Annotated in this window: 11 protein-coding genes; 4 read left to right on the top strand and 7 right to left on the bottom strand. The window is 41.3% G+C overall.

The genetic code is table 11. From position 1 onward, the window contains the following. Positions 1-51 precede the first annotated feature (51 nt). The 3 genes from ASU03_RS09000 to mfd form a co-directional block, all read right to left on the bottom strand. Positions 52-339, bottom strand: coding sequence for a DUF1244 domain-containing protein (locus tag ASU03_RS09000; protein WP_057831524.1), 288 nt, complete (start codon positions 337-339; stop codon positions 52-54). Positions 340-391: 52 nt separating this feature from the next. Next, positions 392-2,170 (bottom strand): CsiV family protein, encoded by a 1,779-nt coding sequence (locus tag ASU03_RS08995; protein WP_057831523.1) that lies wholly within the window; start codon positions 2,168-2,170, stop codon positions 392-394. A gap of 144 nt (positions 2,171-2,314) precedes the next feature. Continuing rightward, complete coding sequence (gene mfd, locus ASU03_RS08990; RefSeq protein WP_057831522.1) at positions 2,315-5,995, bottom strand: transcription-repair coupling factor; 3,681 nt, start codon at positions 5,993-5,995, stop codon at positions 2,315-2,317. 239 nt (positions 5,996-6,234) lie between these two features. On the opposite strand from mfd, the gene ASU03_RS08985 reads away from it, so the two are divergent. The 3 genes from ASU03_RS08985 to ASU03_RS08975 all read left to right on the top strand — a co-directional run bounded on the left by ASU03_RS08985 (position 6,235) and on the right by ASU03_RS08975 (position 8,770). Then, entirely contained in the window at positions 6,235-6,606 is a 372-nt protein-coding gene (locus ASU03_RS08985; RefSeq protein ID WP_057831521.1) for a hypothetical protein, read from the top strand. Positions 6,607-6,718: 112 nt separating this feature from the next. Continuing rightward, the gene (locus tag ASU03_RS08980; protein WP_057831520.1) at positions 6,719-8,095 is read left to right on the top strand and encodes a class II fumarate hydratase; all 1,377 of its coding nucleotides are present in this window, start codon (positions 6,719-6,721) and stop codon (positions 8,093-8,095) included. 147 nt (positions 8,096-8,242) lie between these two features. Next, positions 8,243-8,770, top strand: coding sequence for a TlpA family protein disulfide reductase (locus tag ASU03_RS08975; protein ID WP_057831519.1), 528 nt, complete (start codon positions 8,243-8,245; stop codon positions 8,768-8,770). Between the two features lie 40 nt (positions 8,771-8,810). Here the strand turns inward: ASU03_RS08975 and ASU03_RS08970 are convergent, their stop codons facing one another. From ASU03_RS08970 to ASU03_RS08955, 4 genes are read right to left on the bottom strand one after another with little or no spacing between them, the layout of a single operon-like run. Beyond that, entirely contained in the window at positions 8,811-9,716 is a 906-nt protein-coding gene (locus ASU03_RS08970) for a metal ABC transporter permease (protein ID WP_057831518.1), read from the bottom strand. Then, positions 9,703-10,608: a metal ABC transporter permease gene (locus ASU03_RS08965; protein WP_057831517.1), complete on the bottom strand. Its 906-nt coding sequence runs from the start codon at positions 10,606-10,608 to the stop codon at positions 9,703-9,705. The genes ASU03_RS08970 and ASU03_RS08965 overlap by 14 nt, the downstream gene beginning before the upstream one ends. Further along, the gene (locus ASU03_RS08960) at positions 10,605-11,483 is read right to left on the bottom strand and encodes a manganese/iron ABC transporter ATP-binding protein (RefSeq protein ID WP_057831516.1); all 879 of its coding nucleotides are present in this window, start codon (positions 11,481-11,483) and stop codon (positions 10,605-10,607) included. The genes ASU03_RS08965 and ASU03_RS08960 overlap by 4 nt, the downstream gene beginning before the upstream one ends. After that, on the bottom strand, positions 11,480-12,376 hold the full coding sequence (locus ASU03_RS08955; protein ID WP_057831515.1) for a metal ABC transporter substrate-binding protein: 897 nt from the start codon (positions 12,374-12,376) through the stop codon (positions 11,480-11,482). Before ASU03_RS08955 ends, ASU03_RS08960 begins: the two co-directional genes overlap by 4 nt. 334 nt (positions 12,377-12,710) lie before the next feature. Here ASU03_RS08955 and ASU03_RS08950 point away from each other — a divergent pair, with 334 nt between their 5' ends. Then, positions 12,711-13,040 carry a ComEA family DNA-binding protein gene (locus ASU03_RS08950; protein WP_057831514.1) on the top strand — a complete coding sequence of 110 codons (330 nt, stop codon included), beginning with the start codon at positions 12,711-12,713 and terminating at the stop codon, positions 13,038-13,040. The last annotated feature ends 77 nt before the right edge of the window (positions 13,041-13,117 follow it).

The following is a 13,117-nucleotide window of genomic DNA, read 5'->3' as shown; positions in this document are numbered from 1 at the left end:
CAGGGGAAGTAGCTCGGTGATTTAGCCACTCGCTTTGCTAGTAGCTAAAGACTACTTTTTATTTAACTCATTAAATTTTTCCATTTGCTCTGCTGTTGCCGGCAATTGATGTTTTTCTTTCCATTCACTATAAGGCATGCCGTAAATCTGTTCACGGGCCGTATCTAGATCAACATCAACACCTAACTTCTCAGCTTCACTTACCGTCCATTTGCTAAAACAATTACGGCAAAATCCCGCTAAATTCATTAACTCAATGTTTTGTACGTCTTTTCGTGAATCTAAATGGGCAAGTAAACGGCGAAATACCGCCGCTTGAATTTCTATTTCTTTATCCATGTTGCTAACCTTCTTATGATAATTGTTGGTTTGAATTTTTTGTTTATTTCCTTTATTTTTTCGATTGAGTCACTGCTTGCTTAGCAGGTTTACTTGGATCAAAGCGTCTGATCTGCACTATCATGCCTATGTATGGGTGGTCAAAATAATGGATTTCGCCGGTGATCACTCGACGACTTTGCTTAAAAGAGATGATCTTATTTTTACTCTCTGCTGCACTACCGACGTTATTACTGTTATCAGCGTTGCCCGCTAACAGTGATGGCTGATTTGAAGTCTCAACCATATTAAATTCACTATTAATATAAAGGTAATGCTCTAGGTGTATTTTAAATAGCCCATCAAGATACCAAGGTTGGCGTGGTGGTGTTGCTACTGGCTTTTCTTGCTCGTCATTGGCGGTCAATTGTCTGCGTTGTTGCTGGTTAATGTCAGCAGAGAGCTGAGCTACAATAGCTTTAATTACCTCTTCAGTGTCGATAGATTTAGCACCATTGCCAAGGGTACTCGCATCGCTAGCTTCAGCCTTATTTAACAAAGACGAGTTTAACAAAGACGAGTTTAACAAGGCCGAGTCTAATGCAGCAAACTGCTGATAGATACTGTCAAGTTGTTGCTGCTTGGCTTGCTGGCGTACTTGCTCCGTGATTGAAAGCTCATCTAAACTTGCCAGCTCGGTTAAGGTACTGCCAGGCACATCTAAATAGGTTTCAATATTGGAAGCTGTGTCGTTAGCTTGCACTTGCATACTTTCGCGGTCACTCTCAATCATCAGCAATTGGCTGTTAATAAGTGCTTGTTGTCGTTGCGCTAAAATAGCGTCTAACTCTAGGGTGTTTTGCTCCCCTTGCTGTTGAGTGAGTGCTTGTTGGTAGCTAAGCTCTAAATGCTGGCCAGCGAATAACTGCATTGCTTGGGCTTGTCTTCTACTGGCGCCAATTTGGCGCCAGCCTAGATGTAATAATGGTTTATAATCACGAGAACGCTTGATGCGGTTAGCGATAGATTTTAACCGTAGCGAATCTTTGCTAATTAAATAGGGCTTATCACTGGCCCAAGTGATGGCACCACTTTCATCGTCTCGCCATTGTTCAATGCCATTGATTGTGGTTGCTAATTTCTCTACCTCAAAGCCATCGATACTAAAGTGTGCAAGTTGCTCAGCGCTTAAGATCTGTTGGAAAAAATCGGCTGGAATCACACAAAAATCTACCTGACTAGAGCTCGGATATTGAGTATAAACGGGCAGTTCCATGTGAACATATTGCCCTTGGCCACTCTGTGCGGCCAAGCTTGGTATTGTTTCTGCCGCAAGCCCAACTTCTGCACTATCATGGCTGGCATCGGCCAGCACAATTACCGACATATCCGCTGATGAAAGTACTGCTTCATTATTTTCTTTGTTAGCCCGAGTGTCATTTTGTTCACTTGCTGTGTCGACACTCTGTTCATCCGTAATTTTCTCATCACTAACTTGTTTATCAGCAACAGTTGGCGATAAGTTATGCGGGGTCATAGTGATGTTATAGGGTAATTTTGTCTGTGGCTGTTCACAGTTGGGCAGTAATTGCTTTAATGAGGCAATGTTAGGTTGTAGGTAGGGTGTTAATAAATCAAAGGCGCGACGTTTTTTAGCACTGAGATCGCTGGCGGTAAATTGCTCTTTATTGTCGGAATTGTTTGCGATGTGCTTAAAAAGTATAACTTCAATCTCAAACCAGCGTGCTGGCTTTTTTACCGGAATTTTGGTGCTATTTGCCGCCAGCAAGGTTGTGCTGCTTAATAAGCATAATGAAGTTAATGCCGAAGTAAGATAAAAGTGGTATTTCATTAAAAGTCCGTATTTTAGGGCAAAATCATATCAATAGAGCAAGGCTGGTGACCTTTATTACTATCAATAAAGGTCACTTGTAAAGCGCTTGAGCAAGGTAAACCGACTAAAACATTACTTGCTCAAGTTTACCATTATAAGTCATTATTTTGCTAAGTCATTTAAGATATTGGCAATTAGGGTAAAGCGAGCTTGAGCATCTTCGGTTGTTTTGACAAACTTCAATTTACTTGCGCCCGCCATAGTATAGACCGCTGGATGTTTTTGAATTAAGCCAATAATTAACCTAGGGTCAACGTTAGTTTTATCACTGAATTCAATAGAACCACCGGAGGTGCTTGCTTCAATACGTGATATGCCAATGGTTTGTGCCTTAAGGCGAATTTTGGCTATTTGAACTAAATTTTTACTCGGCTGTGGCAGTAAACCAAAACGGTCAATTAATTCTACCTGTATATCATCCAACTCTCGTTTGTTTTTACAGCTGGCAATACGTTTATATAAACTTAAGCGTAAACTAACATCAAAAATATAATCATCGGGCAGTAGTGCGGGTACCCTTAGTTCTATTTCAGTTTGGGTAGACATCACTTGATTCAGTGATAATTGTTTCCCTTCTTTTAGTGCTGCTACAGCATGGTCGAGCATCTCCATATACAAACTAAAGCCAATTTGACTCATTGAGCCCGTTTGATCTTCACCGAGTAATTCTCCTGCACCACGAATTTCTAAATCATGGGTAGCAAGAGTAAAGCCAGCGCCTAACTCCTGCAGTGAGGCAATAGCGTCTAAGCGTTTTTTTGCATCTTTACTTATGAGTTTTTCATCAGGTGTTAATAAATAGGCATAAGCTTGATGGTGTGAACGACCAACACGACCACGGAGTTGATGTAATTGTGCTAAACCAAGACGGTCGGCTCTGTCCATTATAATGGTATTAGCACTGGGCACATCAATACCGGTTTCAATAATGGTGGTACAGACGATGACGTTAAATCGTTGATGGTAAAAATCACTCATAATACGCTCAAGATCGCGCTCTCGCATCTGTCCATGAGCCGTGACTACACGTGCCTCAGGGACTAAAGCTTGAATATCAGCGGCGGTTTTTTCTATGGTGTCGACATGGTTATGTAAGAAATACACCTGACCACCACGTAAGGTTTCCCTTAGAATAGCCTCGCGAATCAATGCGACATCGTATTGGCGTACAAAGGTTTTTATCGCCAAACGTTTTGCAGGTGGTGTGGCAATAATAGATAAATCACGCATACCGCCCATGGCCATATTTAAGGTCCGTGGGATAGGTGTTGCCGTGAGCGTTAAAATATCTACATTGCTGCGCAATAGTTTGATTTTCTCTTTTTGTTTAACACCAAATCGATGTTCTTCATCGACAACAAGTAAGCCTAAATCTTTATATTTAATGCTATTTTGTAGTAATTTATGAGTGCCGATAAGAATATCAATTTGCCCGGACTCTACTCGAGCGATGATTTCTTTTTGTTCTTTAGCAGTTTTAAAGCGTGATAATACCTCTGTCACTACGGGCCAGTTGGCAAATCTATCTCTAAAAGTTTCGTAATGTTGTTGTGCCAATAGGGTGGTCGGCACCAAAATAGCGACTTGCTTGCCATCATTGACTGCGACAAAAGCCGCGCGCATGGCTACCTCGGTTTTACCAAAACCGACATCACCACAAACCAGTCTGTCCATGCTTTTGGGGGAAAGCATATCGCTGACTACCGCGTTAATCGCTTGTTTTTGGTCGAAGGTTTCTTCAAAAGCAAAGCTGTCACTAAACGCTTGATAGTCTTGCTTGTCACGTTTAAAAGCGTGACCGTGATTACTGGCACGTTTGGCGTAAATATCCAGTAATTCTACCGCGACATCACGGACCTTTTCCGCCGCTTTTTGTTTGGCTTTACTCCAAGTATCAGTGCCTAATTTGTGTAACGGTGCATGTTCACTGTCTGCGCCTGAGTAGCGACCAATAAGGTGTAGTGAGGCAACTGGGACATAAAGTTTGGCTTCATTGGCATAACTCAGTACTAAAAACTCTGTGGTAATGCCACCATTTTCTATGGTTTGCAGACCTTGATAACGGCCAATGCCATGCTCAATATGTACTACGGCTTGGCCAATACTGAGTTCAGCCAGGTTTTTAAAGATGGCATCTGCTTGTATATCTTGTGCTTTGCTTCTCCGCCTGGCTTGGGCAACATGATCGCCCAATAACTCTGCCTCTGTAATTAAAGCAATGGCGTTTTTGGCACTCGTGCCTTTCGCTTGAAAGGTAAAACCCTGACTTAAACTATTTACCGTTATGCCTATGGCGTCGCTGGCATTGATAAAGTCATCGATGCAGGAAAATTGCACCAGTTTTATATTATCGCGTTCCAGTAACTCCAATACGCTTTCTCGTCGGCCTTGGCTTTCGGCGATAAAGAGTATTTTACTTGGGGTTTCTTTGCTGCTAATAAACTGGTTAATTAACTCAAAGGGCTGTTTTAATTTATGATTGATGGTTAAATCGGGCAGGGGCTTCACATCAAAGTATATTTGACTGGTTTTACTTTTAGCTGCAATTTCAATACTGTCTTCAGCGCTGGCTTGGTCGTCACTTTTGTTAAGGTCTTGCTCGACAGTAACCGTTTTTGCAATGGTGATACGATCAAAAGGTTTTAGCGCACTGTACAGACCCGCTTCCGTTAAAAAAAGTTGTTCGGGCGGCAATAAAGGTCGCGTTGGATCATAGCGTCTATTTTCATAGCGAGTATCAATATCAAGCCAATATTGTGCTAAAGAGTGTTCTATATCACCACTGATAACGATAAGGGTATTATCGGTTAAATAATCGCACAGGGTATTGTTAAGGCCAATATTATTAGGCTTAGCTTTGACGGTATTAGCACCTTGCTCGGCAGTTTTTTTATTATCAAGCTCTTTATTATCGAACTCTTTATTTTTAAAGAATAGCGGCAGATAATATTCAATGCCTGGGGGTAAAATGCCATTGCTGACTTGATGATAAATGGAATTTTTGTGAATATTGCCACTAAATTGCTCACGGTATTGGCGACGAAATAAATTAATACCGGCTTCATCCGTAGGGAATTCATGAGCAGGTAGTAAGTTAATTGCCGATATTTTATCTTTTGAACGTTGGCTTTCGGGATCAAAAAGTCTTATTTCATCAATTTCGTCATCAAAAAAATCTAAACGAAACGGGGTTTTACTGCCCATGGGAAATATATCGAGAATAGCGCCACGGGCAGAAAACTCACCGTGTTCCATTACTTGCTCAACATGGCGATAACCATTTGCTTGGAGCGTGCGCCGCATTTGCTGTAAATCTTTTTTCTCACCCTTTTTTATCACTAAGCTATTTGCTTCAATGTATTGCTTGGGGCCTAATTTTTGTACTAACGTGGTCACAGGCACAATAATAATGCCAGACTCCATCCGTGATAGTTGATAAAGCGTGGCCAGGCGCTGAGAAATAATGTCTTGATGAGGGGAGAAATTATCATAAGGCAAGGTTTCCCAATCGGGAAATAAGCAAATGCTGGCCTTATTTTGCTTAGAACTGAGATTAGAACTTTGACTAGCACTTTTGGCTAAACTGAGTAATTCTTGCTCTATTCTTAGCGCTTCCGGGGTATTACTGGTAATCACTAAAATAGGCGTTTTCGCGGTTTGCGCTGCTTGGTATAAGGCTAAACTACTACTGCTACCATGTAAATTATGCCAGCTTTTCTTATCGGGGTTCTTGCCACGGCGCTTGGCCAATACAGGGGTCAATAGACTGCTTGCTTTACTCATGATTTCCTTACACTAATTAACAGGCGAAACAATAATGACCGCTATTCTAAGGCTAAAGCGCTAGTAGATAAATGCTTTAGTTGTATTTTATTGCTTTTCATTCGTTACAGTCATTAGTGGCGGTCATTGTTCATGGTCAATAGGTAGTGCTGAATAGCGTTGCTCTTTCATTGTCGTCATTGTTTAACGGTAAAATCTATTGTATGATAATGAGAATCATTTGCAATGGGGGTTTATGTGTGATTTTTACCTACTTCGAAATACAAACAACGGCGATTAACAGTGTTCGTCAAAAGGTCCGTTATGCTGAGGATGAAGATAACCCACAATTACTTTCTTTTTGGCTCATGGCAGAGCAAACACTGTTTACTGCTAGTGATATCAATGTTAGTGAAGACGCCCGTTGGCAACTATATCAAGGACAATTCCGCCTACTGCTTGATGCTATTTGCGATAATTTATTATCTGAGCACTGGCGGCAACTTTGTTTAGATAATATTTACCGCCCTCTAACTGACTTAAATCGTATTAGCCAATGTGAAGCAAGTAAGAAGCGTTTACGGCATTTATGGCTAGAATTAAATATAACCAGTCAATACTTTCATTGTTAACAGTGACTGTTAACAACCATTGTTAGCAGCCACTGTTAATGGCTATTACTAACAATCATTTTTAAGACAATGTCTTATTCTTTCACTAAAGAATTTATTCAAGGAGTATTTTATGAAAACACGTATCGAAAAAGATAGCATGGGTGAGCTAGCGGTACCTGCTGAAGCCTTTTATGGCGCGCAAACCCAACGAGCCATTAACAACTTTCCCATCAGTGGTCAGACTATGCCGGAAGAGTTTATCCGGGCATTATTAATGGTGAAAGCAGCTGCGGCCGCGGCTAATATTAAATTAGGTTTGATTTCTAAAGACCTTGGCCAAGGAATCATTGCTGCTGTGCATGACCTACTTAATTCCGCTAACGTATTACAGCACTTCCCGGTTGATATTTATCAAACGGGCTCTGGTACTAGCTCGAATATGAATGCCAACGAAGTGATTGCTCATTTAGCGACTTTAAAGCTGGGCGAGCCGGTCAGTGCTAATGATCACGTTAATTGTGGTCAAAGTAGTAATGATGTCATTCCGAGTACTATCCATATCAGTGCCGCCATTGCGCTTGAGCGAAAATTGTTGCCCGCTTTAGTGCTATTACAACAAACTATTGAAGTGAAAGCGCAAGATCTGGACAGTTATGTTAAAACTGGCCGTACCCACTTAATGGATGCTATGCCGGTGCGTTTTAGTCAAAGTTTACTGAGTTGGGCTAGTCAGATTGAGCAAAATATTCATTTATTGCGTAGTCTTCAGCCAAAATTACAATTACTTGCTCAAGGGGGCACCGCGGTGGGTACCGGCATAAATGCCCATGTGGATTTTGCCGATGAATTTGCTCGCCAACTGAGTGGCACTACCGGTTTAACCTTTAAAGCAGGTGATAACTTTTTTTTCCTGATAGGCACTCAAGATACCGCTGTGGCTTTATCTGGGCAATTAAAAACCCTTGCTGTTTCTATTATGAAAATTGCCAATGATTTACGCTGGATGAACTCTGGTCCCTTAGCTGGTTTAGGGGAGATAGAGTTAGAAGCGCTACAACCAGGCTCGTCAATTATGCCCGGTAAGGTTAACCCCGTTATTCCTGAGGCGGCAGCTATGGTCGCTGCGCAAGTGATAGGGAATGATGCGGCTATCACCATTGGTGGTCAGTCAGGTAATTTCGAGTTGAATGTTATGTTACCCATGGTGGCGCATAACTTACTTAATAGCATCAAGTTACTCAGTAATGTCAGCGAACTTTTGGCGGAAAAGGCCATTGCCAGCTTTACCGTTCGTGCCGATAACTTAACTAAGGCCTTAGCCCGGAATCCTATTTTAGTCACCGCCCTTAACCCGTTAATTGGCTATACCAAGGCGGCCGAAATCGCAAAATTGGCCTATAAAGAAAATCGTCCAATCATTGATGTAGCTGAAGAACATACCGAACTGTCTCGCACCGAGTTAGAACGATTACTTGAGCCAACCAAACTGACTTATGGTGGTTTATAAGTACGGTAGTTATCCGTACTAACTGATAAAAAAACGCTGCGGCGTTTTTTTTATGATAACAACTTATCACTTGAGCATATTTTGCGGTACTATTTACGGCATTAACAACGATTAAAGCCATAACACCGACTACACAGGGATTTTTACATGTTAAAGCAGCTCATTAATAATACTCTTAAAGTAAGCACGTTAACTTGTTTTTGGTTAGTCCTGTCGGCATGTCAAAGCCCAGGTGTATTGGTCAATACTGAACCCAAGACATTCCCTGAATATATTACTAGCGGGGATATATTACCCATTCATTCGATTACCACCATTGATGGTGTTGAAATAAATTTACATCGCCGTGATAAGAAAAAGTTAATTGTGCTCTTTGCTACCTGGTGTACGGATTCTAACCGCTTACTGGCTGCGTTAAATAACTCGCCTTTACTCGAAGATAACAGCATAGAAATTGTTGCTATTGCTAGAGAAGAAGGTGCTGCAACGGTTAAAGCTTGGCGAGATAAACATGGTATTAACGTCGCACTAGCGATTGATGAAGACCGTAGTATTTATAAAAGGTTTGCTGGTGGCGGCATACCGCGATTAATCAGTGTTGATGAAGATAATAAAGTGATACAAATGACTTTAGCTGAAGGGCAAGCGCAATTAAGTAAAATAATTTGGCACTAGGTTGCTGATAAGTTGGCACTGACTGGCTCATGACATCAGTTCACCATGCGGACGTTTTTGTGCTGGTGTCACTGTTTGACCTTGCTTGCCTCTTCATCATGGCGCTGTTAATTTGTTGGTAACTAAACACCAGAATAAAAAGCACTGCCATCAGCAATATTATCGTTGGCGCGGGTGCACTATCAATAAAGAAACTCAGATAAACGCCAGCGACTGAGCAAAAAATCGAAATGGCTACCGCTAAATAAAGCATGCGATTAAAGTGGTTGCTTAGTAAAAAGGCAATAGCACCTGGCGCTATCAATAAAGAGATCACTAAAATCATGCCAACCACTTTTAATGATGCGACGATTGTTAAAGATAAGGTGACCAGTAAGCTGTAATGTAAAAACTTTACCGATAAACCAATGGCTTTTGCATGCTGGTGATCAAAGACATAAACCACTAAGTCTTTACCTTTAACCACGATAAAGCCAATCACAGCTATTGAGATGACGGCTGATTCTATAATATTTTCCCAACTCAGTCCTAAAAGATCACCAAATAAAATATGGTCCAGATGGACACCCGTTTCAATTTTACTCATCATTACTAGACCTAAGGCAAACAGGCTAGAAAACACTACCCCCATTACGGTATCTTCTTTTAAACGCGAATTATCCTTAATATAACCAGTGGCTAGCGCACAAAAAATGCCTGCGATAAAGGCCCCTATGGCATAGGGGATTGCCATGATATAAGCGATAACTACCCCAGGTAAGATTGAATGTGAAATGGCGTCGCCCATTAATGACCAGCCTTTGAGTACCAAAAAGCAAGACAATAGGGCGGTTGGTATCGCTATCAGTATCACTAGGATGAAGGCTTGCACCATAAAGGTAAATTGCAGAGGCTCTAATAATAAAGCTAAGTAACTATTGGTTAATAGGGGTTCAAACAATGACATTTTTCACCTCTTGCTCTGGCTTATTATTGTTTAATGCACTTTGGCTCAAGTTTTGACGCTTTTTTTTCTTACTGGCGAGCAAACCATATTTAGGGGCAAAAACGAAAGCTAGCAGAAATATACTTGCCTGTAATAACACGATAACGCCGCCGGTGGCACCATCAATAAAGTAACTTAAATAAGCACCAAAAAAAGCACTGCTAGTACCGATAGCAACACTCAGTTTAAGTACATTGACAAACCGGTCGCTGAGTAAGTAGGCGGTTGCCCCAGGGGTGACCACCATGGCGATCACTAAAAAAGCACCGACCGTTTGCAACGCCGCCACAGTTGAGGCACTGAGTAAAGTAAAGAACAGTATTTTAAGTGCCCCAGGGTTTAAACCTATGCTACGGGCGTGGTATTCGTCAAAAAAAACCACCATCAAATCCTTCCACTTTACTAATAAAATTGCTAAAGAAATACCACCGATTAGCACTAATTGCACCGTGTCTTGTGGGGTGATTGCTAGGATATTGCCTAGCACTATGGTCTGAATATTGACTGAGCTTGGTGAGAGGGACACCATAAATAGCCCTAAGCCAAAAAAGGAGGTGAAAATCAAACCGATAATGGCATCTACTTTTAGTTTTGATTTTTGTTGCAAAAATAACATGGTGGTTGCCGCTAAACCACCAGAAAAAAAGGCACCAAGGGCAAAAGGTAGCCCTAACATATAGGCACCAGCCACACCGGGTACGATAGAATGAGAGAGAGCATCTCCTATCAGCGACCAACCTTTTAACATTAAATACACCGATAAAAAGGCGCAAACGCCGCCAATTAGGGCACTGACAAACATAGCGGTAACCATGTAATCATAGCTAAAGGGGCTAAGTAGCTCGGCAATCATTGTTCAATAACCTCACTGGCGCTATCAGCATGGCGGCGCAATTTACTGTTATCTTGCTCTCCGTAAAGCACTACCGGACGTTCATCATCGGATAAAATAGTCACTTGCCTAGCATCATCATCTTTATGAAGCGTATCACCCGTCAAAACAAAGTGACGTAGTACACCGCCAAAGGTTTTTTGCAGGTTTTCTTGGGTAAAAACCTGCTTGGTTTCACCTTGCGCCAAAATGGTTTTATTTATGAATACCGTTCTATCGCAAAACTCAGGCACACTGCCTAAATTATGAGTTGATACCAATATGATTTTTCCTTCGTCACGAAGGCCCCTTAGTAAGGCCATTATTTGCTCTTCTGTTTGTACATCTATGCCGGTGAATGGTTCATCGAGTAAAATAACCTGGCTTTCTTGCGCGAGTGCTCTGGCAAGGAAAATGCGTTTTTTCTGGCCACCAGAAAGCTCGTTGATTTGACGGTAGCGATATTGACTCATATTAACGCGAGCTAATGCTTGCTTCACTTGTACGTGATCATTTTCTTTCGCTTGCCTAAACATGTTCATATGACCGTAGCGTCCCATCATAACCACATCTTCAACCAAGATAGGAAAATGCCAATCAATTTCTTCACTTTGCGGCACATAAGCGACTAGATTGCTTTTTAACGCTTTTTTAACCGTTAGCCCTAATATTTCGACATGACCTTGGCTGAGAGAGACAAAGCCCATAATGGCTTTGAACATGGTTGATTTACCGCTACCATTAATACCGACTAAGGCGGTAATTGAGCCCATTGGTAAGGTGAAACTGGCATTAACTAATGCGCAATGACCATTGTTGTAGCTGACACTAATATTGTTAACTTCTAAACCTTTCATTGCTGGAGTAACCCTTGATGTATAGTTGTTAAAGTCACTTTGAGCAGCTCGATATAACTGGGTACAGGACCTTGTTGATTACTTAAAGAGTCGACATAAAGTACGCCGCCGTAGTGTATGTTAGTAGCCCGAGCAACTTGCTGAGCAGGTTTCGCCGACACGGTACTTTCACTAAATATTGTGTTGATGTTATTCGCGTTGATTTTATCTATGACGTGTCTTATTTGCTGTGGTGTACCTTGAGCATCGGCATTAATCGGCCATAAATACAGCTCTTTTAATTGATAATCTCGGGCCAAGTAACTAAAGGCGCCTTCACTGGTCACTAACCAGCGCTGCTCTGCTGGAATACGGCTAAGTTGCTGCTTTAATGGCGCTAACTCTGCTTGTAACTTAGCAGTGTAGATCTTGGCATTGTTATTATAAGTGGCCGTATTTTTAGGGTCATGTTTCACCAAGGCTGCCCGGACATTGTCAATATAAATAATGGCATTGTCAGCAGACATCCAAGCATGGGGATTCGGCTTGCCTTTATAAGGCCCTAAACCAATGCCTAAGGGAATAATGTTTTTGCTGATCACTTCTCTAGGAATCCCCGCCAGGTTATTAAGAAACTTGTCAAACCAACGTTCTAAATTTAAGCCATTGTATAACAGCAAATCAGCATCAACGGCTCGGCGGATATCACTCGGCGTTACCTGATAATTATGAATTTCGGCATTGACTTTAGTCAACGACTCAACTTGAGCTACGTCACCGGCGATGTTTTTTGCTATATCGGCAATAATGGTAAAGCTAGTGAGTACTTTAAACTTTTTAGTCGGCTCGGCCATTGCCATCGTGGTACTCGTTAGTAATATCATCAATAAAAGCAGGTAAAAAATTCGCGCCATATATCTTTCCTTTTTAAGGGGCGTAAAGAGATAAATGAATGCTAGCAGTTAACCATAAAGTTGGCAATGATAATGATAGTGATTATCATTTGCGATTGTTGTTTGACTTAGCTATCAAGTCAATGGGGGGAGTGCTGATCAGAGCATGGACGTTTTTAGTGATAAAGCGTGCATTTTTTTAGTGTTGTTAGCGCTAAATTATTTTTGACTTTAGCAAGCATGACAACTAAACCTAGTAAGTGACTAGCTAAGCTAGCGACTTATTAGTCATACAGTTTAAGGGTTAAATTTTAACTGGCATTCACCTCTATAATCCATATCAAGGAAGAACTATATGAAGAAATTAAATGTACTTACTAGAGCTTTATTTACTGCATCATTAGCTTTACTCTTGTCAATAAGCACGGTCGTCAGCCATGCTAAAGATGTTCCCTCCGTATCAGCGAGTAAAACCGAGGTCAGGCAACAGCAAAGCATGGTTAATATTAATAAGTCAACCTTTGAGCAGTTGCTCAGTCTAAAAGGTATAGGGCATACCAAAGCTCAAGCCATTATTGTCTATCGCCAGCAGTTTGGTACGTTTAAATCGATAAATGAACTAACTAAGGTCAGTGGTATTGGTGCAAAGATAGTGAAAGCCAATAAGTCGCGCTTAAGTATTTAATAGCAGTGGCGACATTATCTTTAAAAGTCAGCCTAGGCTGACTTTTTTTGTACTTTTAAAAGGCAAACATTAGCGGC

This window comes from Colwellia sp. TT2012 (assembly GCF_001440345.1).
Lineage (GTDB): Bacteria > Pseudomonadota > Gammaproteobacteria > Enterobacterales > Alteromonadaceae > Colwellia.
The sequence above is the reverse complement of the archived record's forward strand: the minus strand, read 5'-3'. Positions and strand labels throughout refer to the sequence as shown.